This window comes from Halobacteriovorax sp. RT-1-1 (assembly GCF_047085455.1).
Taxonomy (GTDB): domain Bacteria; phylum Bdellovibrionota; class Bacteriovoracia; order Bacteriovoracales; family Bacteriovoracaceae; genus Halobacteriovorax_A.
Window position 1 is genome coordinate 308,025 of sequence record NZ_JBKIXZ010000002.1, and the last position, 23,539, is coordinate 331,563.

Sequence of the window (23,539 nt, forward strand, 5' to 3'; positions counted from 1 at the left end):
AAGATTTTTGTGAATTATATCTCGCGGGCCGCGTGTTATAATCACGCGATGGAAAAATCAAATCTCTCTAATATAAAGAAGCTCTACGAGCACAAGAAAAAAGTTTGTCATGATACTGAAATCAAACCTGAGGTTATTGAGGATTTCGTTGAAGAGGCCCTCAATATTATTTTGCCAGGTTCTGTGCGAATGCAATTTCTAAATTATGAAGACTTTGAATTGTATTTCAATCGCCACATCATTAATACGGATCAAATTTTTAATCATTTGAAACTTGATGCGCATGTCAGAGAAAAGTTAATAGCGTCGTATAGCGAAGAATTAGTGACGTTGGCAAAGAAAATAGAAATTGATGCTATTGCGCTCTTAGAAGGTGATCCTGCTGCACAAAATATCTGTGAGGTTGTTCTATGCTACCCAGGACTTTTTGCAATTGCCTCTCATCGTCTGGCCCATTTTTTCTATGAAAAATCTTTAACAATCTTTCCTCGAATGATTGCAGAATATGCACATAATAAAACAGGTATTGATATCCATCCAGGTGCACAAATTGGAGATTCATTCTTTATCGATCATGGAACTGGTGTCGTTATAGGGGAGACCGCAGTTATTGGTAATCGAGTAAAGATTTATCAAGGGGTAACATTAGGTGCTCTCTCAGTGAGTAAGGACTTACAAAATACGAAACGCCATCCCACTATTGAAGATGATTGTGTGATCTATGCTCACGCAACAATCTTGGGAGGAACGACTGTTATTGGTGAGGGGTCAACGATTGGTGGTAACGTTTGGCTAACACAAAGTGTGAAGAAGAAGTCTATTGTTTATCATAAAAGCGAAGTTCACTTAGATGTGAAGGATCGACAATTCAATATAGAGGAGCTTACATATGAAATTTAATAATATTTTGGAATCTGTTGGAAATACACCACTTGTAAAAATAAATCGTCTCTTTCCTGAGGCAAATAAGAAAAATATAACTATTTATGCAAAGCTTGAGCGCGCAAACCCTGGTGGTTCAATTAAAGATCGAATCGCAAAGAGAATGATTGAAGACGCGCAAAAGAAGGGCCTTGTCAAAGAAGGAACGGTAATTGTTGAGCCTACTTCTGGTAACACTGGAGTTGGTCTTGCAATGGCATGTGCTGTTCTTGGTTACCGCTTAATCATTACAATGCCAGAGAGTATGAGTTTAGAGAGAAGGCGTCTTATGGCACTTTTTGGTGCAGAGCTAGTTTTAACTCCGAAAGAAAAAGGTATGAAGGGAGCGATTGAAAAGGCCCAAGAAATTTGTGAGCAAGAAGAAAATTCATGGATGCCAATGCAATTTGATAATCCATCAAATGTTGATGTACACAGAGATACAACGGCCAAGGAGATTCTCGCTGATATTGATGGAAGTATCGACTACCTTATTACTGGAGTAGGTACTGGTGGACATATTACTGGTGTATCAGAGGTCTTAAAAGAGAAGTTTAATAACCTGAAGGTTGTGGCGGTTGAACCTGCGGATTCTCCTGTTCTCTCTGGAGGTGAGCCTGGGCCGCATCCAATACAGGGAATAGGTGCTGGTTTTGTACCTAGTGTTTTAAATCGAGAACTTCTTGATGAAGTTGTGACAATTAGTAAAGATGAAGCCTTTGAATTTGCAAGAAGTGCTGCCCGTCTTGAAGGCATCCTTCTAGGAATTTCAAGTGGTGCTTCACTAGCTGCAATTGAAAAGAAAATTAGTGAAATGCCAGAAGGCTCAACAGTATTAACATTCTGTTATGATACTGGTGAGCGCTACTTATCGACTGAAGGATTATTTTAATTTAAAGAATAGATTTTCGGCGTTGCTATTAGCAACGTCGATTAATTCTTGAGGATCAATTCCTTTATGAGTTGCAATAAAATCTGCAACACATGGAAGATAGAACGGAGCATTCTCTCTTCCTCTAAATGGAACAGGAGTAAGATACGGAGAGTCCGTTTCTAGTAGCATTTGCTCGACTGGAACAATATCTAAAACATCACGAACGTTAGTAGCATTCTTAAATGTAACAATTCCATTAAATCCAATATGAAAGCCTTCACTAAGGCAAAACGAAGCAAGCTCAATTCCTGAAGTAAAAGAGTGGATAACTCCTTTTCTTTTTAGTGTAGTTGAGAAGTTTTTTAAAATGGCCTTAGTATCTTCATCTGCTTCACGTGTGTGAATAACAACTGGCAGGTCACTATCACAAGCAATTTGCAGTTGCCTTTCAAAAGATTCTTTTTGAATGCTCGGATCTGAAAACTCATAGTAGTAATCTAGACCAATTTCTCCAACTGCTACAATCTTAGGGTTTGCTAAGTTGTCTTGAATTTCTTGATAAGTTTCTTCTGTAATGTGTTTGGCCTCGTGAGGATGAATTCCTTGAGTACCATAGACGATATCATTGGCCGTAAGCTCTCTAACTTTTTTAAGATTGTCTGGAGATACTGCAATTGTCACAACTTTATTAACACCATATTCCTGGCATTTGTTAAGTGTATCAATTAATTCTTGGCCTTTGAGATAGTCGAGATGACAGTGGGTCTCTATTGGACCCACTGTATATTTAGGAATAATTCTTTCTTTTTTTTTACTCATTAGTTCTTAGCTTTATTTTCTTTAAGAAGGTGATCCATAATCGCTGTGTAATCACTTAGTGGCCTAACACCTTCAATTTTTACACCATTAATTAGCTGAGTTGGTGTTGATTGTACATTAAAAGAATTTGCCTGAGCGATCATATCCACGACTGCCTGCTTTGTTTCAGGCTTTGCCATACACTCAGTAACTCCAAATTCCTTACCTTTATCGCTAATCCATTCAGCAGTAAGGTTTGCTTGGTTTTCAAAAATTGCATCATGTACTGATTTAAACTTTTGAGGTCCTACACAACTTGCAAGATAAGCAGCTTCACAAGCTAGTTGATGAAGTGGTCCACTCATTCCCGCATTACAATTGTGATCTAGTGGGTAAAAGAAATATTGGATATTAATTTTCCCTTCATACTTTTTTTCAATCGTTGGAAGAACTAAGTTAAGTGCGTTACAGGCCGGACATTGAAAGTCTGAAAAAACAGACATCTGGATTGGTGCATCTTTAAAGTCCTCTGAAGAAGAAGCTAGACGGTAAGGTGATGCTTTTTCTGGAGTACCTAAATTATTTAGGTTCTTGAACATTGCAACAATTTGTGCGCTTCTAGCAGTTGAATTTTCAACCTTTGAATTTGTAAACGCATAACCAATTGAACCACTAATAAGCATACAGACAGCAGCAGTTGCAAAGAATTTAATATCAAAGTCACGAGCTGCCTTATATTGAAACATCAAAGCTAATGCTAACCAAGAAGCAACGTAGTAAAGAGTACAGAATGGACAAAGTGTACCAAGCATTACAATTGAGTAAATAAATAGTACTAAACATCCAATACCGTTTAGAAGAAGGAGAAGAAATAAGCTTCCTTCTGCATGCTTACTATTTACCATATAAAAAAGCATAACCATGGCACCCATAACAATTCCGAAGATTGAAATAGGAACACCTGCAATATTTGAAAGAGGTGAAAGTGTTGCAGCATCACATGTTAAGAAAGAGTTGATGTTACAGGCCGAAGCCGAACCAAATCCTACCGGAAACTTAATTTGGTAGTAGTGGTTTGTTAGATAAATTGAAAGAATAAACATCGACAGACCTGCGATGAAGAATAAAACTTTCTTGTTAAAATTTAGGCGATTTAAAAAACTATCAGTCATATTTTAATTCCTTTTTAAAATATTATAATTTCTCTTGGTTGTTTGGTTTCTTCTAAAGCTATTATAGTTGAGATTTGCGAATGTGCATATATTGGTAGATATGACATAGGCCTGTGGAAAATGTTCAGCAATTTGCTTCTTCACCTCCATCTCTAAGCTGAATGTTAATCTGCCTTCTACCATGTCAAAAGCTTGGGAGTTAGGAAAATTTTGTTTAAATTCTTCGCTAACCTCATAATTTACAGCACTTATATGAGGTCCAATGAGAATAATTTGAGGCTCTATTGCCTTAACTTCTTTATTTAGAATGATTTCTTGTGCAACTCCACGCCATCCAGCATGAAGATTGGCCACGCCAAACTTTCCTATAATGGCAATTGGTAGACAGTCAGCAGTTTTAATGGCCAATGGTTGGCTCAGTTCAAGTTTAGAGACAATCCCATCGGCCTCAATACTATTTGTGGTAGGTGTTTTAACTACAATATCCGAATGGATTTGCTTTACTTCATCAAATTCAAAGTCTGGACGATCATCGTAGGTCTCAAAGAGAAAATCACCAATTTTTTTTTGATAAAGTAGCTGTGCCATTTCTACTCCGAGTCTGATTCAAGAAAGTTTAGAACCTCTTGAAATACTGGTGGGGGAGGCTCTTCAAAGTAGAGCTTCTGTTTCGTAATTGGATGAACAAATCCAAGAATTTTTGCATGTAAAAATGGATGTTCGTAATCTTTGATAATGGCCTTAAGTCGATTATCAATTCTTAGAAGGTCATTCTTTGGAACACCGTAAAGTGGATCCATTAGAATGGGAGCATTTAGTAGCTGGCTTAAGTGAACACGAATTTGATGTGTTCTTCCCGTTTCAAGCTTTAATTCAACATGGCTTAGATTTTGGTAATATTTTAGTACTTTAAAATTTGTAATAGAGTTCTTTCCACCTCGTACATCAACGGCCATCTTTAAGCGATTATTTGGATGACGTCCTATAGTTGATTCAAGTCTTCCTTCTGGTGGAATTTTAGTACTGACGCTTATGCATTGATAGTAGCGGTCAATATCGTGGGCCTGAAATAATTTTACAAGTTCTTCATGGCATTTCTGGTTTTTTGCAATCACCATAACACCACTTGTTCCTTTATCAAGTCGATGAACAATTCCTGGACGCTTTTCATCTCCAACACCTTGAATGTCTTTACAGTGATGAAGAATAGCGTTTACAAGAGTTCCGGTATAATTACCTGGGGCAGGGTGGGTAACCATGCCAACTGGTTTTACAACAATGGCAAGATGCTCATCTTCAAAGAGAATTTTTAAAGGAATATTTTCTGCTTTTGCTGTAGCCTCTCTTGGAGGAGGTATATCAATAGTAACTTCAGTACCTACTGGAGGCATTTTTTTTAATTCGATTTTATTATCAGAAGTAATGGAGCCTTTTTTAAAAAGCTCCTTTAGAAAACTACGAGACTGTTCAAGCTTACTCGCAAGAACTTGATCGAGCCTAGTAAACTCATCATGGTCTTCTTGGGTGATCGTAATAACAAACTTAGAATTTTGATCACTCATGACAGCTTAGTTGCCTTCTTTTAAAGCTTTAACTCTTTGTAGATAAGAGTTTGCAACTAAATCTGGATTAAGTTTTAGTACTTTCGCATATTGATAAACAAATCCTCTAACGTAAACGATAGCAGGCATCTTATCAACTTCTTCATTTTCAATATACTGTAGGAAAGTTTTCGATATTTTTGTCATATCAGACATACGACTTACATCTACTTTCTTGTATTCACGAACTTTCTTTAAGAATTCACCAGTATACTCACTACATTGCTCAATTTCTTTTTCAAATTCAGCATTTTGCTCGTATTCAAGTCCGTAGCGTTTTTTGGCAACGAGACGATTCATTTGATTCGTTACTTTGATTGTATTTTCATCAGCAGGCTTTGACGTTGGAATATAATTTGTATCATCTTCGATTACAATTCCACGAGCTTGATTGTATTTCTTTCTTTTCGTTGGATTGCTTAAAATATTGTAAGCTTCCTCGATAAGTTCAAGTACTTTATGTGCCTCTTCTTCTGATAGGAGAGAGTAAATGGCCAGACTATCTCCACTATAGGCTGCTCTTGCGGCCGCATATGCTTTTTGAATATCGTCTGCCGAAGCATTAGGAGCTACTTCTAATACTTCATAATAGTTCTTCTCTTTACTCATTTATTCCTCATTAATATATTAAACAATTTTCTTCGTTAGATTTAAGATTCTGTTGATTACGTGCTCAAAATTCTTTACTAGTGCAGAATTAGGAAACTCAAGAATAAGAGGTCTCTTCTTCTTCACACTTTGCCAAACTGTTGCATCGTACTCAAGAAAGCCAACGTAATCTAAGTTAATGCCAAAGTATTTCTTAGAAATAATTCTCATGGCAAAACCAATATCGATATCAGCTTGAGTTCGGGCCTGGTTAATAACTAGTTTCGGAGTAATTGCTTCAATTTCTCTTTTTAGTTTTAGACCTTGAGATTCATTTATTTGCATGGCCTTTTCAATAATTTCAGATGGAGTGCGGTTTTCACCGACTTTTCCATTAAGAACTTTATCAATAAGTGGTCCAAGCTCTAGGAAGTCATCAACTGATTGCAGCTTGCGATGATATATTGACTTGATAAAACGATAAGTGTTTTCAATTGATGTTGGCTCTGGAAGAGTTACTAAGATTCCTTGGTCAGCTCCTAGGAAGAAGTCCAAAGTATTATTAGTTGTTCCCGCACCAAGATCCAGAAGTATATAGTCGGCATCAAGTTCACGAAGATCATTTAAAACTTTTGATTTATGAGCGGCTTTTAAATTGGCCATTCCTAGATTATCTTGAGCACCACTAATTAAACTTAAATTCTTAAGTGGAGTAGGAGTAATAAGATCAGAAAGTTTTGTATTTGGTTTTGTGAAATAATCACTTAAAGTTTTTGATGGAACATTTACGCCAAGACATGTGTGAAGGTTAGCACCTCCAAGATCCATATCAATGGCAATTACCTTCATTCCCATAAGGGCAAGGCAAATTGACAAGTTTGACGTAACAAGACTTTTACCTACGCCACCTTTTCCGCCACCAATGGCCCAGATTTTCTTGCCATTATTTGATGCACCTAGATATTGACCAGCATCTGCTAAATGTGAATTTGTACTATTATTCAAAATACGTCCTTGTATTACTTGCTTAACTTTCCATCATTATAGCCAAAATTAAAAAGCCTCGAAAAGGTCTTTATTTTATTTTTCTAAAATTATATATTGTTGTAATGGAAAGTATTTATAGATTCCCAAGTAAGTTTGAGCCGCACTTATTACGAAAGTTAGTTCATATTTTTGCAGGATTGGGAATTGCCTCAATTTATCTAATTTCAAATCTAGATTCATATAGGTTTTCAATTATTGTTCTTAGTGCAAGTGCCGTGTTTACTTTAATTGAAATTCTTCGATTGAAATTTGATGGAATTAATCAGGTATTCGTTAACTCTTGCCGAGGAATCTTAAGAGATACTGAGGTTAATGGATTTACAGGAACTCCTCTTTTTCTTTTGGGGATCGGGCTTTCATTCTTTCTCTTTGATGAACAAATTGCACTTTTAGCAACTCTGATTCTTTCATTAGCTGATCCGGCATCTTCATTTGTTGGAATTCGTTATGGGAAGAGAAAGGTTATGCAGGATCGTACTTTTGAAGGGTCTTATGCGTGTTTCCTGACAACATTTTTGATTGTTGCATTCTATGGCCTATTGTATTTTCCGCTGAGTCTGAAAATTGTAATCTTTGCTTTTTTTACTGCAATTGCGACAGCTTTTGTTGAATTGTTATCAACTAAGATTGATGATAATTTTACACTTTCATTCTTTAGCGCATGCGCGATGGCCTTAATCAATATATTAGTGGCCCTTGTTTAATTGGCCTGCTTAAGCTGTAGCTTTTCACTAACAAACTCTTCAAAAGCTTGGGCCACGATTGGGTCCTCGTGATAGATGTGCTCATCAGTAATCAAAGAATTTAAAATCTTGATTTTATCATTGATATTATTTTGTTCTAAGAGAAGCTGTCTAATTTGACGACTCTTGATGATAAAGGTTGCCACGTAGTTAATAATTTGATCTGGCTTGTTAAGTGTTTCGATAAAATAGTCGCGATCCTGATCGTTGGGAATATTTGTTTCTAACCAGTTATAAAGGATGCTTTCAAGACGATAAAATTCATCAATATTACTCATCACACATTCATCATCCTTTAAAATAGTCACATTATACATTGGATATGGATTTGATTGAGTAGGGTAATTGACTTGGCATTTGCCAATACAGCGAACGAGTACTTTCAAAGTGTTCCCATCGACTCTCTCAATCATAAGAGGCTGTCCCATTCCAAAAACTTCACATGGATAAGCAAAGTATGTTTCGAAATCTTTTTCCATTGCCAATGAAATACCAACGGGATTTCCTGCACAAGTAGCTTCTTCAAAAATATCTTGAAAAATGTCATCAACGACATATAAAGGAAGAGATGTTCCCGGGAAAAATACTATATTGGGAAGAGTGATAACAGGAATTTCAATTCGTTCTGGAAAGTTTAAAGTCATGCTTTATCATAGCTTTTATAGGCTCTTGAAGCTTATTAAACCTTATTAATATTGGTAAATCTTCTTTGCTCATGCTGTAAAGTACGATAGCATATACTAATGATTCTAAAGCAAATTCCACATTTAGTTACCACTGTTTGGGGTGGTGAAAAGTTAAAAAAATATAAAGACCCTGAGGGGATATTTGAAGGTCCACTGGGCGAAACATGGGAAGTTTCAACTTTAGAAAATGGCCTATCTCTTTGTGAGAATGGCCAAAGCCTTGAAGAAGTTCTTGAAGGAAAAGTATTAACTTATTTAATTAAATTTATCGATACAAGCCAAAATTTATCGATACAAGTTCACCCTGATAATGAGTACGCTCATATTCATGAAGATGCGCTTGGAAAAGATGAATGTTGGTATATTTTAGACGCCGAAGAAGATGCAGGGATTTATCTTGGTCTTAAAGAAGGTGTCACAAAAGAAAGACTACAAGAGGCCATCGAAAGTGGAGAAAATGTAAATGATCTCCTCAATTTCATAAATGTTCAAAAAGGTGATTTCTTTAATATTCCTGCTGGATCAATCCATGCCATTGGTGAAGGAGTAACTCTTGTCGAAGTTCAACAGAACTCGGGCGTTACTTATCGTGTTTGGGATTGGAACCGTATGGGTCTTGATGGTAAGCCTCGAGAACTTCATGTGAAGAAGGCCATGGATGTTATTAATTTTAATCCAAACGCTAATGTCGCGGAATATTTTCAATATAAGAATCTTGATAAGAGTGGACTACTAACAAGCAATAACTATTTTAATGCTAGAGTGAAAGTTCTAGGAGCAGGAGATGAGAGTGTTCTGTCGTTAAATGGTATAAGTTCAATTGTCGTTTTAGAGGGTACTTGTGAAATTGATGATACTGAAATTAAAGAGTATGGGTCTGCGGTAGTTAAGGATATTGAGTCCGCTATCTTGAAGGCAACAACGGACTCTAAGGTTTTAGTTGTAAAACAAGTTTAGATATTATTACAGCTCAGTGGGTAAGTTACTTCGTGCCCATTCTTTGTACGAATAGAAATATAAGTATTCATCTCATTTGAGTTCGTTACATCATCAAAATGAATTTGATATTTCTGGCCAGCAAGTTGGTAGTGCTTTGTTACAGAATTTCCAACTTTGTGAGTGCGTCCGATTAGGGCCTGTGCAGGAGTACGACCTTCTACTTGAATCTGATTTCCCTTTAGATTGAATTCAATATTCTTGCGCATAGTAGAACACTTAAAGTTGACTGCCGCGTGAGCAGAGGCCGTAAAGACTAGTGAAAGTGTAATTAGGCTAAGTAGTTTCATATTCCCTCCAAGATTTAGACAATCTATTAAGAGCAGGAATGATGCCAAGTAATTATTTGTGATATCAGTATGTTAGGTGTCCTAAGAAGGTAAAATGATTTTGCAACTGTCTAAAACTTATTCAAAATCCTTAAGGTAATACTCTGCTAAGTCCTCGTCAGATACCTCTTCATTCAAATCTTGCTTTCTAAGTTCTAGAGGAATATTGCTCGAGTCATCATCAGCTTTTTCGTTAAAGCCAAAAGGGCAATGAAGACAGCCACTTTCACAGCAGTAGCCACGACGTAAGTGGAATTCTTTTGTAAAAACAGTATTACCGTCTTCATTAATATAGAAATCTTTTTTGGAATCGTCGTGAGAGTTTGTCATAGGCTCTAAAAAAGTAAGGCCCCTAATTCAGGGGGCCTAAAGTGTGTGTGGTGTTTTGCAAAACGGTCACTCTTATATCTAATAAAATTTATTACATCAAGGAAATTTTCAAATTTGATCACTATAATGCAACACGTATTTAGATTCCGTATTGTAAGTAGCTAAAAATTAAAATACAATAAAATCTAGACTAAATTTATTAATAGTAACAAATGGAGCTGTCCTGTGACTAAACCTTGGCTTAAGCACTACCAAAATGGTGTTGCTGAAGAAATTAATCCTGAATTATATCCTTCAATTCCAGCATTATTAGATGAGAGTTTTACTAAATTTGCTAATAAGCCATCTTTCCATTGCATGGGAAAGACTCTAACTTATAAAGAGATTGATCATCTTTCAAAGAAATTTGCTTCTTATCTTCAAAATGATCTTGGGCTTAAAAAAGGTGACCGTGTCGCTATTATGATGCCTAATATTCTTCAATACCCTGTTGCTCTTTTTGGTATTCTTCGTGCAGGTATGGTTTGTGTAAACGTAAACCCTCTTTATACTGCTAGAGAACTTGAGCACCAATTAACGGATTCACAATCAAAAGTAATTATCATTTTTGAAAACTCAGCTTCTGTTCTTGCTGAAGTTGTAAAGAATACGCCAATTGAGCACGTACTTGTGACTCAAATTGGTGATATGCTTAAATTTCCAAAGTCACTACTTGTAAACTTTGTTATTAAGCATGTTAAGAAGATGGTTCCTTCATGGGATCTTCCTGGCGCTAAGTCATTTCTTGAGGCACTTGATAAAGGTGATGAGTCAAAATTTAAAAAGCCAGAAATTAATAGTTCTGATCTTGCTTTCCTACAGTATACAGGTGGGACAACAGGTGTTTCTAAAGGTGCAGAACTTATCCACCGTAACATCGTTGCAAACCTACTGCAGGCAGGCGAGTGGATTTCACCAGTTGTAAAAGAAGGTGAAGAAATTATCATTACTCCTCTTCCGCTTTATCATATCTTCTCACTTACAGCGAACTGTTTTACGTTCTCTAAAATTGGAGCACTAAACGTTCTAATTACTAACCCTAGAGATATTCCAGGATTTGTAAAAGAACTGAAGAAGTGGAAATTTACAGCATTTACTGGTGTAAACACGCTATTTAACGGTCTTTTAAATAATGAAGACTTTAAATCAGTTGATTTTTCAAAGCTAAAATTAACTCTTGGTGGTGGAATGGCCGTACAACGTGCTGTTGCTGAAAGATGGAAAGAGGTAACAAAAACTCCATTAATTGAAGCCTATGGATTAACTGAAACATCTCCAGCTGCTTGTATCAACCCAATGGATCTTAAAGACTACAATGGAATGATTGGTATCCCTGTTTCATCAACTGATGTATGTATCAAAGATGATGATGGAAATACTCTGAACGCTGGTGAGGTAGGTGAGATCTGTATTAAAGGTCCACAAGTTATGAAGGGTTACTGGGGACGTCCTGAAGAGACGGCAAAAGTAATGACTCCTGATGGTTATTTTAAATCTGGTGATATTGGTGTGATGGATGAAGAAGGTTTCTTCAAAATTGTTGACCGTAAGAAAGATATGATTCTTGTTTCAGGATTTAATGTTTATCCAAATGAAATTGAAGAAATCGTAGTTACTCATCCTAAAGTTTTTGAATGTGCTGCAGTTGGTGTACCACATGAAAAATCAGGTGAGATCGTAAAACTATTTGTCGTAAAAAATGATCAGTCTCTAACTGAAGATGAGCTTCTAGCATTCTGTAAAGAAAACCTAACTGCTTATAAGAGACCAAAGATTATTGAATTTAGAACTGAGCTTCCTAAGTCAAATGTTGGGAAGATTCTAAGAAAAGATCTAAGAGGACAATAACCTCATTAAAATAAAAAGGGAGCTAATCAGCTCCCTTTTTTATAACTTTAAACTTTTTAATTGTCTGATTGTATCTTGATTATAAGTATTAATTCTCAACGTCGAATAAGCAGCTTCCTTCACAACAGCATCAACAAATTCTGGCTTTGTCGCTCCTGTTAATGCATCCGTCATATCAGTTGGATGTTTTACTTTTTTAAATACTTCAGGATTGATTCCAATAAGTAGGTGTAGGCGATTGATATCATCGACAGTCATTGGTTTGTGAAACTTTTTAGTTAATCCTGCCTTAGATTTCAGCTTTAGAAATTCATACTTCGTGTTGTAATAGAGTGTAAAGATCACAGGTAGACATGCACTATTACATCCTGTCGTCGTATTTACTTCTCTAATAAATCCAAGCTTTTTACCATTTTTATCATAAGCTATTTGAATCGTAGTATTTATGGGATTCTCACTAATCGTATCAGTAATACTGGTCTTCTTCAGGTCTTCTACACTTGGGAAGATCTCTTCGTGGAAACTAATATTATTTGCAAAAGAAAAGGAGAATGATAAAAAGAAAAGAAAAAATATCTTAAACATAGGCTCCTCAATGAGATTTTTGTTATTAGCGTTAATTCTTTTTCATTCTATGACTTTTGCCCAAAAAGTGCAACGTGACGTTAAGGCCTCAACAGGCCTCGATGAGGGACAATTCGTCATTGTTCCAGGTCCTTCTTATATGCCAAGCACTAAACTAGGACTCGATCTTATTGGGATGTATCTCTTTGATGCAAATAGCGGAAAGTATAAGAATAGTACAAAGACTGTGCCACCTTCTATTATAGGTGCTTATGGAAAGATTACGACAAATGGAACCGCAATGGGGGCCATTGGAACGAAGCTTCATCTCGGTGAAGATAAGTGGCGTATCACAGGTGGTTATCTTGAAGGAAATATATTAAGTCAGATGTTTCAAGCTGAACTTGAGCGATTCCTTGATACATCTAATAAGATTCGTGCTGTTATTGTTAATGTTAACTATCGAGTGTGGGGTGATCTCTTTATTGGTGGTGGGATCATCTGGAATGAGGTTATTTTTAAGGCCGATATAAATCCTGAGAATTATGCAACAAATACAGGTCTTAAATTTAATTTATTCTATGATACGAGAGATAATACATTTTCTCCAACTAAAGGCTTTTACTTAAATACACGAACGAATTTCTATCGAGAAAATCTTGGAGGAGATGATAATATCACTACGCTAGAGGCAACTTTCTCGCATTATATTTCTCTGGCAGAAAATACGAATCATTTGTTTTCATGGCTATTTGATTCAAGCTTTAATCTAGGTGACACAAATCCTAATTATAATTATAACTATGGTTCACGAGGACCGCGAGGTTACACTGGAAAAGTGTATGAAGGTGCTAATATGATACGCTTTGAAGGTGAGTATAAGCACTACTTCCAATCGATTATGGATGGAAAGTTTGGTCTAGCTGGATTTGCCGGAGTTGGTTTTACATTTGGAGGAGAGTCAAGAGTTGGAAACCAGATTCCATCAGACTTATTTGAAGCCGATCCACTAACACATATTGGGACAGGAATTCGTTACAAAATTCTACCTAAGCAAAATCTCAACTCGAGAGTCGACATCGCCTATGGCCGAGAAAAAGAATTTACAATGTATTTTGCCTTAAATGAGGCGATCTGATCGAATCACATGAAGTAGACACTATGTTCATTTTTTAGACACCATGTAATACTGTAAGTAGCCAAAATTATTGATCTTTTGTCCCAGTTAGTTGGCACTGTGATTGCACTATATAGGGCATGAAACTAAAAAAGCTAATCTCATTCATTATTATTTCTCTTTGTTCATTCCAAATGGCGTTTGCTCAGACGATCGAAAATGCTCGATCTGTTGCAAGTGTTTATGACCTAGAGGAAGTTCTTTCAGAGCTTAGTGAAATTAAAAAGAATCTTCGTGGAAATGTTTCAAGTGATCTTTCTGAAGAAGAGCTTGGTCAAATTGCACAAGGCTTTCAAGCACAAAGTGCTCAAGAATCAGAAGGTGAAGCTGAGTTTCAAACTGAATTTATTACTTTTCTTGATTCAATCAAGAAGAATTCTTGTGGTGTAAAAGATTATCAAGATGAGCAAAGAGCACAAGAAGCAAAGAAAACTTCTCGTGGAGAAAACCTTTTTTCAAGCATTGCTTCTGTTCTTGCTGAAGTTGAAGTTGATGCAAAACTAAATCGTACTCAAAATAGAAAAATCGATACTTACTCTAAGCAAGCATTAAATTACTTCACAAGAGCGAAGTCACTTAAGACAAAGATCGAAGACATTATTAATAACACAAATGAAGCTTATGCTGATAAAGAGCAGCTTCTACTTGCTTATAATGATTCAGTTGTTAAGGGCCTATATGATATTAAGGTTATCCTTTCTCCTTTTAGAAATGTGTCTGAAATCAAAATGGATCAAATTCTTCCAAAGTTAACGACTGACTTTATTGAAGAAGAAACTGAGCTTTATAATTTTCTTGTTCACGGTGAAATGAAAGATAAGATTTTCTTCACTGTAAATATTGATGGAAGTGATGTTGAACTAAAGCTTAATTCATTTTTAAATTCTAAAAGAGATGTTGTAACAGTCAATGAATCTCCAAGTGCAAAGAGTTATCTACGTGCTTTAAGAATTCTAACGATTCAAATGATGGCAACTCAAATTAAAAACTACGACCTAATGATCGAATCTAAAGAAGATAAGATCGTGATTCCTAAGAGCTGTCGTAGTGAAGTTAATGGTTCATGGCCACAACTTTTAGAACTAAAAGTTGATGAATCAGTTGCAAAAACTTACCTAGATAACCTTATTAATAACTCTGGCCTTTCATATGATGAATCTAACCTTGAGCTTATGAGCGTTAGAGAGGCTGAGCAACTTAATCCTTTAGCTGAAACAATGGTTGCTTCAACTACTGTTGAAAATTTTCTAAGAGCGGCAAAGGGAAAAGAAGCTACAAACTTCTATCAAAAATATTTGAAAGCAGGTTTTGATGAAGTTAATGCATACAATAAGTTTGTTGATATGAAGATGGGTGAGATCGCTCAAGCCTATAAGAAAAATATCTACTCTTATAAAAGAGGTACAAGAACGCAAACTTCTAAGCAAGTAACAACAAAAGATATTGGCCTTATCAATGATATTATTGGTGTTGTTCCAGAATCGAAGACTATTGAAGTTGATATTTACGAAGGTGACCAGAAGTATGTTGAAAATATTTATCCTTCAGCAATTAATGCTTCACCATACCTGGCTTCTAAAATGGCACAAGCTAGAACTGAGAATTTAGAAGATATTATTAGTGATTCAATTAAAAATGAATTAAAGAACAATAAAGTTGTAATTGAGTTTCCTTCTCTCTATTCTCAAGAGTCATACCGTAACTGGGGACTAAATACTCTTTATCATAAAGCTCTTGAGCTTCAAGATTCACAAGAGTTTAAGGTTGGTTCTCGTCACAATACAATGCTTTTTGGTTTTTGTTACAGAAATCCAGCTCAAATTTGTAAGGGACTTTCAAGAAAAGATAATGTTCTAAAGAGAGTTGTAAGCTATATTGACTCTTTAAAGATTGATGGAAAATTCATTCCTGTTGCACGCCTTGATCAATCAAAAGTTAAAGAGAGTTATGTTACTCTTGCTAAAGTATTTGATTACCTAAGAACTGGTCCAAAAGTATTTTCTGAGCTTGTAACAAATGAATATGATTACTTACTTGACCAAATGCAGGCCCTTAATCCTCTTGCAAAGGTACGATTAGGATACTTAGTTGCTCGTGAAGAGCTGCAAAATATCAGAGATGGGCAGGTTAAGACATATAAGAAAACTTCTCGTGGAATGAGAGTAGATTATAGCTATAAATGTTTTAATAATAATATGAAGGCTTATCTTGAAAACCTTGAAGAGGCAGCTGAAATTCTTAAAGTAAACCGTAGCATCAAACCTAACTTTCTAACGAATGAGTTAAAGAAAGATGAATATGCGAGACTTTGGAACACAATCTTTGATGAGTTCAATAAAGACACGACTCAGATCATGACTGCTGAACTTAACTCTGGAAAAAAAGCATTTGAGTTAATTGACTCTTTATCAAATAAAGTAACTCTCGATCGTAATCAAATTGAAGATGCTTCCAATGAGACAATTGATGGCCGTCTTCTATATCAAACAACTGAAGATATCAACGAGCGCTTACAAGAAGAAGATGTAGAGAAAGTAGCATTCTTTAAAGAAATCTTAGCTGCTAAGTCACACAAAGAAAGATCAGCAATTTTTGATTCTCGTCCAGATAGTATTGATATCTTCGATGACTATGAATTAGTACATAACTTTCTAAAGTTAAATATGGATCTTAAGACTCCTGTATACAAAGAAATCTTAAAAAGATCTGCACTTAAGCGTCAGCAAGATACTTATAAGAAGCTTAATAAATTCTGTCAGATCGATGAAGATGATATCGATAGTTTAAAAGAAAACTTTTATGCAACAGTTAAGATCCAAGATCAACTAAATCAACTACTAGGTATCCCAGCTGTACCTAAAGAGTTAATGGATAGAATGGATGACTGGAATAGCGACGAGAAGTGGGCAATGTTTAATGGTGTATTTGGCTTCCTTTTAGGTATGGGTGCCGTACTTGCTGCAGGTTCATGTACACTTGTAACTGGTGGCCTATGCGGTCTTGCTATTGCAAGTGCTGGTGCAGTTGGATTTGGTATGCAAGCAAATGCCATTCGCTTAGAAACAAAAGTAAAATTTCGTGCCGATAGAAGTGAGGAATACGTAGGTGAGATGGCCGAGCTTGGTTACACAGATTCAAACTCAACTGAAAACGTAGCAAAAGGATGGATGGCCGTAGCATTTGAAGTCATTGGAACGATTTCAATGATCTCAATTCTTACTAGAAGTGTTTCAGTTGGTTCTAAGATCTTTAAAGAATCTCTAAAAGCAATTGTTAAGAATCGCTCTCAACTTGGTATTAAAGAAGCCTTAAAGCAGTCTGGTAAAGATGCTTCGGTTATCGTAAATGAGTCTGAGGTTGAATTTGCAAAGCTAGTTCTTGGTCTTAAGAAATATAGTGATGTATTTAAGAAAATGCTTTCATCAAAGTCGATGGATGATATTGCTCAAAATCTAAGAAATCTTGATCTTGATGAAGAATTTGTCGAGAAAACTCTTAAAAAAATGGACCGTATTGAAGCTAATTACACTGCTGGGAAGCTTTCTCAAGCAAGCTATAACAAAGCAATTAAGAATATTGTTGCAAGTGTTGAAGAAGCAATTACTCGTTCACATGGTGGAATCTACCGTTATACTAGTGATGTTGCTGTTAATTTAAATTACTCTCAAGTAGATGAAGCACTTGGAAGTACAGTTTCAAAGCTATTTAATGGAAGTCCATTAGAGCTTAGACACTATATGGGAAGTTATGTGAAGAGACTTAACTCTACAACTTTCAGTAACTCTTCTAAGGCAGCTCGCTCTAAGCTAAGAGTGAGAAAAGCAGACCAAGGTCACTACATGAGAGGGACAAATTGGATCGTTCGCGCTTGGAATGAAAACACTGCAAACCTTGCTAAGAATCGTCGCCAATTCTTAAAGATTTATGATGAATTACAAAGACTTCCTGAAGCAGAGCTTGCTGATTATATTGCAAAGAATGCTGATACTCTAACTGAGATTTTTGTAAAGATTCCTCTTAGAAAGAGAGACTTTCCATACATGCTAATTCAAGGTGCTCCTCACACTGGTGGATTCTTTGGAAAAAGACTACCTGTGATTTCAGCAGTAGGAGAGGGTGTTCTTATGAGAAAGATCTTTACTGCTCGTGCAAGACTTATTTCAGAAGTTGCTCGTCGCTCAGCACGTGAAACTTTAGGAATGAAGAAAGTTCTTATGGCCGAAACAGTAGGAGATATTTACCGTGGACTTGAAGTTTCAGTTCTTGAAGCTCTTCCTAAGATGAGTAAGAAGGAAGTTACTGAAGTTGAAACGATGATTGCTACTGTTAAAGAAAAGGCTATCTCTGGAATCGTTAGAAACCTAGAGAATGACCGCGCAGCTGTTAAATTCATGAATAAGTATAATGTAAGCTTTGATGGATTAACTCCAGAACAAACATTTAGTGAACTTAATAGAATTCTTTATTCTCCAAATGGAACAGTTGAGAACACTCTTTCACGCTATCTATGGGCAAGTGCAGATGTTGAAGGACTATTTAAGTCTCCAGAGTTTTCAGGATTAGCCTATAAAGTTATGAGAGATACAATGAAAGAAGAAAATATTGGAAGCTTACAACGCTACCTAAATGCTCTCAAAGTTCTAAAGATAAAGGACAATGGATCACTTGGTAGCGTCGAAATTTTTTAATTATTTAGAAAAACACTTAGTATCAGGATCTCTTAAATATTCAATTAATGCCAGCTTCTTTTGACGAGTTGCTGGTGTTCTCGCTTCATCAGCTTCTCTTTGAAGTACATCAAAGAATGCATCCATCGTACCTTTTTTAGTCTCTTTCATTTCATCAGAAGTTGCTTTAAGAAGACGAGTTAACTCCGTCATTTCTGCATCGCTGAATCCACTTGATAGAAACGAATAGAACTTATGTCCATTTGTATTGCTAAATAGGTCAACCTTTCCACCACTAACTGAAACATCTCTAATTGCAGAGATTAGATCTTTCTGCACTGGTGAGCCTACTTTTTCGGCAGTTAAGAAATATAGTAATGATTCTTCATCCGTTGCATTTAACATTGGTGTACGGCTTGACCATTTTTGTGTCTTTACGGCAGAGTTTATCTGACGAGACATTTTTACTGGTGAGCTATAACGAGACATCACTTTAAAAATTCTTTGAGAATAATCATCTTTCATTTCAGATAAAACAAAGTTGAAACCAGCATCAGATAAATTTTTGTTCACACAAGGTGCACATGAAAGGATACCACTTTTGTTATACCCATAACGTTGTGATAGGTAGACAAAGTTATTGATAGCATTTTTGATTTCCTCTGGAGACGCGGAATCTTTTGTAAATACTTCTTCCATTCTCTGAAAACGGGCCTTGTCCTGCGATCCGGAAACCATCATCTTAAGGGTATTCATACTAAAGTCTTCTTTCTTTCCAGTGTGAGAAAGATCCTTCATTGCCAATTCAATATTATTCGCAACAACAGACCTCACTTCTTGGTCTGCGATTCCACTCTTAATCAAAAGCTCATCTAGGCCGTGACCTGCTGACTTAAATACACTGAATACCGAACCAAATGACAACTGGCTCGTAAGCATTAGGAATACTATTTTTGATGATAATTTCATTCAAACCCTCTTCTGATAATTTCTTAACTAAAATATCGGCTAATTTTGATCAAATATTTAGTAAGATGCTATGTGTCGGTGGGGAGAATCCTCAAAATACGAAGGAAATCAGGATGTTATGAAGATGAACAATCCTTGAATTAAGAGAATCGCTTGGGTACAATGACGCCTCACTTTGGGGAACGTATTATGGTAAACTTATTTAAGGTATTAGTTTTATCTACTTTTTTACTGCCAAATTTGGCCGTAGCAAGTATCGATGGAGCAACAGAATCTGAAATTGAAACCTGTCGTCGTCTAAGAACTTTCCTCGCTGGTGGCGTTGGTGAAGTTGAGTGCCAAACTGAATATCAAATCTATTCTAAATTCGTTGGAAATTATAATCGTCAAAGAGTTAAGAAAGAGTCCAAGCAAGTTCGCATTGGCGCTTTTAATTTATTTAAGCCAGGTGCAACTCAAACTGAATACAAAGATCACGAGTTAGTGGCAGAGATAATTAATCATTGGGATGTTGTTGCTGCTGTTGAGTTAACTTCAAATAATGGCCTTAGTAAAAGACACAATGATGCAATTGTTGAGTATTATACAAATCGTCTTGCTGAGCTTGAAACAACTAACGCAGATGTAAATGCACTAACAACAAGAAATGAACTTGCTCTAATTCGCGAGCAATACGATTTTCCTGGATATATTCTTCTTTTAAAAGAGCTTCAGAAACTTGATTCTTCTTGGTCACTTGTTCTATCTGGTAAACAAGAGGGAAGTGAGAATGCTACAGTAAAGGAGCTAACAGGTTACTACTATAGAAGTAGTGTTGTTGAGCTAAAGAAGACGGATTACTGCAGCGATCGTTACGGCCGTAATGGTAAATTTGGTTGTCTTCCAGTTTTAGATGAAAAGACATTTGGACGTGATGTTGATGGTCTTTTTTCACGTAGGCCTTTTATCTCGACATTTGAATCAGGGGAGTTTGATTTCACTCTTCTTTCAACTCACGTCATTCACAATGCTCCATCAGATGAAGCACTTCAAAAGAAGATTTTGAATAATGTTTTTGGTGTTGATGACTATAAAGATATTGGTCCAGGTGTAACACAACTTAAATACGCTCGTTTTGCGGAAGTAAGACTAATGGCAGAATTTGTTGATTACCTAAGAAAGTCTTACTATGAGCAAGACTATATTATTTTAGGTGACTTTAATTTAGAAAGTTCAAATAATTACTGGGAAACCTTCTTCAAGGATTTCAATAATCTTGAAATTAGAATTGAGGGAGCAACTTCAATGGCCGTTGGTAAGAGTCTTTCTGATGGGACGATCACTCATGGGACAAAGAGTAACTATGACCACTTTCTATTTGATCCTAAAGAAACGACAAATTGCCAAGGTGATGGAGCTGCTAAAATCTTTAACTTCATTGAAGGTGATTTTTCTCGTCTAATTAATAGAAGATACCTAATTCGCTCAAATGCGATGTACTATTCAACAACAAGAGAAAAAGATATGTACCGCCTAAAAGCAGGTGGGCGTGAAAAAGTTGAATCACTTGTTAGTAATTATGTACGTTCAATTGAAAATAAAATGACAGTTAAAAGCGGTCAGCTGGTTAAAAGATTTGATATCGAAGAAAGCAAGCAAGAGTTCTACGATCGCGTGATCGATTCTCAGTTATTTGATAAGACTTATTACAGCTATCTAAAAGAGGTAATAAGTGATCACTTACCAATCTACATGAATTGCTCAAATCAATACGACAACGACTAAATTTATCAGTGCTTAGGCATTGGTCGAATTTGGGGAACAACGAAATAGAAAGCCTCCGTATGGAGGCTTTTTTATTACCTAAATGCTTAAAAATACATTGTTTTGGGCCGTATTTATCCTGAACGGCCTATGAAATATGTTCACAATAGAAGATATTTAGCCTTATTCGTTCTAAGATCAATTTATTAATCAACTTAATGAAAGGTTTTACTATGAGCAAAGCTAAAGAACTTATTTGTATGACAGCGCTACTAATGGGGCTGACTTCTTGTCAAAATGACAGTGCAACTATTGAGAAAGTAGTCGAGGCAAGTAGTAGTAATATCATCATCGGAAATGATGATCGAAGATCAACGATCGATAATTTAAATAAAACTTTCTATCGAAAAGTTGGCCAGTTAAGATCTGATCTGAAGCTTGGAAACTCTGGAATTAAAAAAACTGCAACATGTAGCGCGACACTTATAAAGAATAAATTTGTTATTACAGCAGCTCACTGTGTATACCTCTCTGATACAAGTAACTTACTTAAGAATACATACTTTTATCCAGGGATCGATGGTGTCGATAATTTTGATAGCGGACGTTATCCAGTTGTTCGTGTCTATCATCCTGAACTTTATGATAATGAGAGTTTTTCTTCTTCTGAAGATATTGCAATACTTGAGCTTGGTGCTGGCAGTGATGGACAACACGCAGGGCAAAGAGTTGGAACGCATGGCTACTGGGGAACAGAGTCATTCCCAAATGGTGAAACACTAACAATCGGCTATCCTGGAGATAAGCCGAGTGCAAAACAATTTTATGAAACAGGTTGTGATATCACTAATAGTAATTATAACCATCTTTCTTTAAATGTAGAATGTGATGTTTTTAAAGGACAAAGTGGTTCTCCAATTTTTGTCTACAACTCAGAATACGATAATTTCTTTATTCATGGGGTAATCACTAGTGAGAGTCCTAGAATGAACTTTGGAAGTTTCCTATCTAAAGAAAGACAAAAAATCATTAATACAATTTTTGATGGAAGCTTTTCGACGAATAATGAATTTGAAGAAAAGTGGATAACAAAGAAAATTGAACAGGATCTGCTAGTTCGCATCCTTGTTAAAAATACTTGTAAGAGTAGTGAGGCGAGAGTCGCTTTAAAATATAAGAATATTGAGAATGAGTGGAATACAGTTGGTTTCTATACTGTTGGTGCAGGTGAAACAAAAGAACTTGCAGTAAGTCCAAACGGAGTTTTCTACTTAGCTGCTAAGAACAGAAGCTGGAAGTCAATTATCAGCGGTTCTTACTCATTTGATTTACCAAATAGTGGAGTCCAGAAATTTAATAAGTATTCAACTCAAAAGTATGGGGACTACGTTGTAACAGTACCGTGTTACTAATATCGAGTGACTTAAAGAACAAAGAAGTATGCCTTAGCACTAATAGCTATTGGCCTCAATAAAAAATACTTTTAATAGCATTTCATGTACCCTACAATAAATTAAGTTTTAATTTACTTAAGGGTTTATTTTGAGAAATCTTCTTACTTTATGCTTACTTGTCTTAATTTTATCGTCATGCACAGAGAGTGACATCGTTGTAGGTGTAGATGTTAATCCTCTGGAGAGCCTCTCTGTTGAAGAAGCATTCTATGCTCAGGCCATAGGTACTTGTACAAATAATACTCGCCAGCATAGGGCCTTGATGTTTACTGGAATTCTTTCAAGAGAAATCGCGGGAGAGCGCTACGTGGCCGAGGTAAAGATTATTCTTGATCGGAATGCAAAGACCTATGACATGATCTATTCGGAATATCCATTTCCGGCCAATATAGACCAAACAAACTTTACAACTAGTTTATCAAGTACATATGAAGTTGTGGAAAATACTATTGCTTTAAATAACTTTGCTATTATTAAAGCAACTGTAGAAAATGATAAAATTTCTCCTCTTATGGAAATCACAAATGACATTCGAAGTATTATTGATACTAGAGCTATTGTAGGACGTGCGAAGTTCTATTCAGATGATGATATTGTTAATGAGTGCTTGTAGTCAGGACGATTACATTACTAGTATAAAAAAAGCCTCCGTAATGCGCATCGTGCGATTCAAAGGTTGCCCAAAGGCAAGCTTTGGCGCACAGATGAATGTGACTCAAGAAAGCTAGCCGTAGGCGCGGCTTTCGGTGAATAAGAGATGACTCCAGAAGATTCTTATATCATTTTTTCTTTGAAATTATCTATATAACTTTGGAAATGAGTTTGAGGCGAGATATGCATCTACTTGCTGATGTCATTATTTTAGTAGTGTAAAGCAAAAAAAGTTGCTTAGTCTTACTAATTTCACTGATCTTAGTGATAGATGAACTAATAACTGGAGGTAAACCATTATAAACCTATTTGAAAAGGAACTTAAAAAATCGGCTCGAGGAT

At 36.0% G+C, this 23,539-nt stretch carries 21 protein-coding genes; 10 read left to right on the top strand and 11 right to left on the bottom strand.

Features of this window, described 5'->3' with window-relative positions; all coding sequences use genetic code 11:
- The first annotated feature begins 48 nt into the window (after positions 1-48).
- The gene (epsC, locus tag ACMAWV_RS11825) at positions 49-900 is read left to right on the top strand and encodes a serine O-acetyltransferase EpsC (RefSeq protein WP_103217878.1); all 852 of its coding nucleotides are present in this window, start codon (positions 49-51) and stop codon (positions 898-900) included.
- Positions 890-1,813 carry a cysteine synthase A gene (cysK, locus tag ACMAWV_RS11830; RefSeq protein WP_412463400.1) on the top strand — a complete coding sequence of 308 codons (924 nt, stop codon included), beginning with the start codon at positions 890-892 and terminating at the stop codon, positions 1,811-1,813. Before epsC ends, cysK begins: the two co-directional genes overlap by 11 nt.
- On the opposite strand, the gene ACMAWV_RS11835 is transcribed toward cysK, so the two are convergent.
- The 6 genes from ACMAWV_RS11835 to ACMAWV_RS11860 are packed head-to-tail and all read right to left on the bottom strand — an operon-like array spanning position 1,805 to position 6,959.
- Positions 1,805-2,614, bottom strand: a complete 810-nt coding sequence (locus ACMAWV_RS11835) for a TatD family hydrolase (protein ID WP_103217880.1) — start codon at positions 2,612-2,614, stop codon at positions 1,805-1,807. The two genes, cysK and ACMAWV_RS11835, sit on opposite strands and share 9 nt — an antisense overlap.
- Positions 2,614-3,765: a thioredoxin domain-containing protein gene (locus ACMAWV_RS11840; RefSeq protein WP_412463399.1), complete on the bottom strand. Its 1,152-nt coding sequence runs from the start codon at positions 3,763-3,765 to the stop codon at positions 2,614-2,616. The genes ACMAWV_RS11835 and ACMAWV_RS11840 overlap by 1 nt, the downstream gene beginning before the upstream one ends.
- A 3-nt stretch (positions 3,766-3,768) precedes the next feature.
- On the bottom strand, positions 3,769-4,353 hold the full coding sequence (locus tag ACMAWV_RS11845) for a polyphenol oxidase family protein (protein WP_392993297.1): 585 nt from the start codon (positions 4,351-4,353) through the stop codon (positions 3,769-3,771).
- 2 nt (positions 4,354-4,355) lie between these two features.
- On the bottom strand, positions 4,356-5,327 hold the full coding sequence (locus ACMAWV_RS11850; RefSeq protein ID WP_103217883.1) for an RluA family pseudouridine synthase: 972 nt from the start codon (positions 5,325-5,327) through the stop codon (positions 4,356-4,358).
- 6 nt (positions 5,328-5,333) lie between these two features.
- Positions 5,334-5,975: a helix-turn-helix domain-containing protein gene (locus ACMAWV_RS11855; RefSeq protein WP_103217884.1), complete on the bottom strand. Its 642-nt coding sequence runs from the start codon at positions 5,973-5,975 to the stop codon at positions 5,334-5,336.
- An 18-nt stretch (positions 5,976-5,993) separates the two neighbouring features.
- Positions 5,994-6,959 (bottom strand): P-loop NTPase, encoded by a 966-nt coding sequence (locus tag ACMAWV_RS11860; protein ID WP_412470328.1) that lies wholly within the window; start codon positions 6,957-6,959, stop codon positions 5,994-5,996.
- A gap of 104 nt (positions 6,960-7,063) precedes the next feature.
- Between ACMAWV_RS11860 and ACMAWV_RS11865 the strand changes: the two genes are divergently transcribed.
- Complete coding sequence (locus ACMAWV_RS11865; RefSeq protein ID WP_103217886.1) at positions 7,064-7,705, top strand: diacylglycerol/polyprenol kinase family protein; 642 nt, start codon at positions 7,064-7,066, stop codon at positions 7,703-7,705.
- Here ACMAWV_RS11865 and ACMAWV_RS11870 read toward each other — a convergent pair.
- Positions 7,702-8,388, bottom strand: coding sequence for an LON peptidase substrate-binding domain-containing protein (locus tag ACMAWV_RS11870; protein ID WP_103217887.1), 687 nt, complete (start codon positions 8,386-8,388; stop codon positions 7,702-7,704). The genes ACMAWV_RS11865 and ACMAWV_RS11870 overlap by 4 nt on opposite strands.
- 99 nt (positions 8,389-8,487) lie before the next feature.
- Between ACMAWV_RS11870 and ACMAWV_RS11875 the strand changes: the two genes are divergently transcribed.
- Complete coding sequence (locus ACMAWV_RS11875; RefSeq protein ID WP_103217888.1) at positions 8,488-9,387, top strand: type I phosphomannose isomerase catalytic subunit; 900 nt, start codon at positions 8,488-8,490, stop codon at positions 9,385-9,387.
- On the opposite strand, the gene ACMAWV_RS11880 is transcribed toward ACMAWV_RS11875, so the two are convergent.
- Positions 9,384-9,716, bottom strand: coding sequence for a hypothetical protein (locus ACMAWV_RS11880; RefSeq protein ID WP_103217889.1), 333 nt, complete (start codon positions 9,714-9,716; stop codon positions 9,384-9,386). The genes ACMAWV_RS11875 and ACMAWV_RS11880 overlap by 4 nt on opposite strands.
- Before the next feature lie 117 nt (positions 9,717-9,833).
- Positions 9,834-10,085, bottom strand: coding sequence for a DUF5522 domain-containing protein (locus ACMAWV_RS11885; protein ID WP_103217890.1), 252 nt, complete (start codon positions 10,083-10,085; stop codon positions 9,834-9,836).
- A gap of 225 nt (positions 10,086-10,310) precedes the next feature.
- Between ACMAWV_RS11885 and ACMAWV_RS11890 the strand changes: the two genes are divergently transcribed.
- Positions 10,311-11,972 (top strand): long-chain-fatty-acid--CoA ligase, encoded by a 1,662-nt coding sequence (locus ACMAWV_RS11890; protein WP_103217891.1) that lies wholly within the window; start codon positions 10,311-10,313, stop codon positions 11,970-11,972.
- 39 nt (positions 11,973-12,011) lie between these two features.
- Here the strand turns inward: ACMAWV_RS11890 and ACMAWV_RS11895 are convergent, their stop codons facing one another.
- The gene (locus tag ACMAWV_RS11895) at positions 12,012-12,557 is read right to left on the bottom strand and encodes a hypothetical protein (protein WP_412470327.1); all 546 of its coding nucleotides are present in this window, start codon (positions 12,555-12,557) and stop codon (positions 12,012-12,014) included.
- Between the two features lie 10 nt (positions 12,558-12,567).
- Between ACMAWV_RS11895 and ACMAWV_RS11900 the strand changes: the two genes are divergently transcribed.
- Positions 12,568-13,674, top strand: coding sequence for a BamA/TamA family outer membrane protein (locus tag ACMAWV_RS11900; RefSeq protein WP_393022253.1), 1,107 nt, complete (start codon positions 12,568-12,570; stop codon positions 13,672-13,674).
- A 119-nt stretch (positions 13,675-13,793) separates the two neighbouring features.
- On the top strand, positions 13,794-18,401 hold the full coding sequence (locus ACMAWV_RS11905) for a hypothetical protein (protein ID WP_412470326.1): 4,608 nt from the start codon (positions 13,794-13,796) through the stop codon (positions 18,399-18,401).
- On the opposite strand, the gene ACMAWV_RS11910 is transcribed toward ACMAWV_RS11905, so the two are convergent.
- Entirely contained in the window at positions 18,402-19,349 is a 948-nt protein-coding gene (locus ACMAWV_RS11910) for a hypothetical protein (protein ID WP_103217895.1), read from the bottom strand.
- Between the two features lie 189 nt (positions 19,350-19,538).
- Here ACMAWV_RS11910 and ACMAWV_RS11915 point away from each other — a divergent pair, with 189 nt between their 5' ends.
- The 3 genes from ACMAWV_RS11915 to ACMAWV_RS11925 all read left to right on the top strand — a co-directional run bounded on the left by ACMAWV_RS11915 (position 19,539) and on the right by ACMAWV_RS11925 (position 23,159).
- Positions 19,539-21,113 carry a hypothetical protein gene (locus ACMAWV_RS11915; RefSeq protein ID WP_412463396.1) on the top strand — a complete coding sequence of 525 codons (1,575 nt, stop codon included), beginning with the start codon at positions 19,539-19,541 and terminating at the stop codon, positions 21,111-21,113.
- Positions 21,114-21,325: 212 nt separating this feature from the next.
- A complete protein-coding gene (locus ACMAWV_RS11920; RefSeq protein WP_412470325.1) occupies positions 21,326-22,504 on the top strand; it encodes a trypsin-like serine peptidase in 1,179 nt (392 codons plus the stop codon).
- A gap of 130 nt (positions 22,505-22,634) precedes the next feature.
- Entirely contained in the window at positions 22,635-23,159 is a 525-nt protein-coding gene (locus ACMAWV_RS11925; protein WP_412463394.1) for a hypothetical protein, read from the top strand.
- The last annotated feature ends 380 nt before the right edge of the window (positions 23,160-23,539 follow it).

Bases quoted from the DNA above. Each gene is read 5' to 3' on its own strand.
- ACMAWV_RS11875 (WP_103217888.1), top strand. From the start codon at position 8,488: ATGATTCTAAAGCAAATTCCACATTTAGTTACCACTGTTTGGGGTGGT.
- ACMAWV_RS11905 (WP_412470326.1), top strand. From the start codon at position 13,794: ATGAAACTAAAAAAGCTAATCTCATTCATTATTATTTCTCTTTGTTCA.
- ACMAWV_RS11855 (WP_103217884.1), bottom strand. From the start codon at position 5,975: ATGAGTAAAGAGAAGAACTATTATGAAGTATTAGAAGTAGCTCCTAAT.
- cysK (WP_412463400.1), top strand. From the start codon at position 890: ATGAAATTTAATAATATTTTGGAATCTGTTGGAAATACACCACTTGTA.
- ACMAWV_RS11885 (WP_103217890.1), bottom strand. From the start codon at position 10,085: ATGACAAACTCTCACGACGATTCCAAAAAAGATTTCTATATTAATGAA.
- ACMAWV_RS11900 (WP_393022253.1), top strand. From the start codon at position 12,568: ATGAGATTTTTGTTATTAGCGTTAATTCTTTTTCATTCTATGACTTTT.
- ACMAWV_RS11920 (WP_412470325.1), top strand. From the start codon at position 21,326: ATGAGCAAAGCTAAAGAACTTATTTGTATGACAGCGCTACTAATGGGG.
- ACMAWV_RS11870 (WP_103217887.1), bottom strand. From the start codon at position 8,388: ATGACTTTAAACTTTCCAGAACGAATTGAAATTCCTGTTATCACTCTT.
- ACMAWV_RS11915 (WP_412463396.1), top strand. From the start codon at position 19,539: ATGGTAAACTTATTTAAGGTATTAGTTTTATCTACTTTTTTACTGCCA.
- ACMAWV_RS11840 (WP_412463399.1), bottom strand. From the start codon at position 3,765: ATGACTGATAGTTTTTTAAATCGCCTAAATTTTAACAAGAAAGTTTTA.
- ACMAWV_RS11910 (WP_103217895.1), bottom strand. From the start codon at position 19,349: ATGAAATTATCATCAAAAATAGTATTCCTAATGCTTACGAGCCAGTTG.
- ACMAWV_RS11845 (WP_392993297.1), bottom strand. From the start codon at position 4,353: ATGGCACAGCTACTTTATCAAAAAAAAATTGGTGATTTTCTCTTTGAG.
- ACMAWV_RS11880 (WP_103217889.1), bottom strand. From the start codon at position 9,716: ATGAAACTACTTAGCCTAATTACACTTTCACTAGTCTTTACGGCCTCT.
- ACMAWV_RS11865 (WP_103217886.1), top strand. From the start codon at position 7,064: ATGGAAAGTATTTATAGATTCCCAAGTAAGTTTGAGCCGCACTTATTA.
- epsC (WP_103217878.1), top strand. From the start codon at position 49: ATGGAAAAATCAAATCTCTCTAATATAAAGAAGCTCTACGAGCACAAG.
- ACMAWV_RS11850 (WP_103217883.1), bottom strand. From the start codon at position 5,327: ATGAGTGATCAAAATTCTAAGTTTGTTATTACGATCACCCAAGAAGAC.
- ACMAWV_RS11835 (WP_103217880.1), bottom strand. From the start codon at position 2,614: ATGAGTAAAAAAAAAGAAAGAATTATTCCTAAATATACAGTGGGTCCA.
- ACMAWV_RS11895 (WP_412470327.1), bottom strand. From the start codon at position 12,557: ATGTTTAAGATATTTTTTCTTTTCTTTTTATCATTCTCCTTTTCTTTT.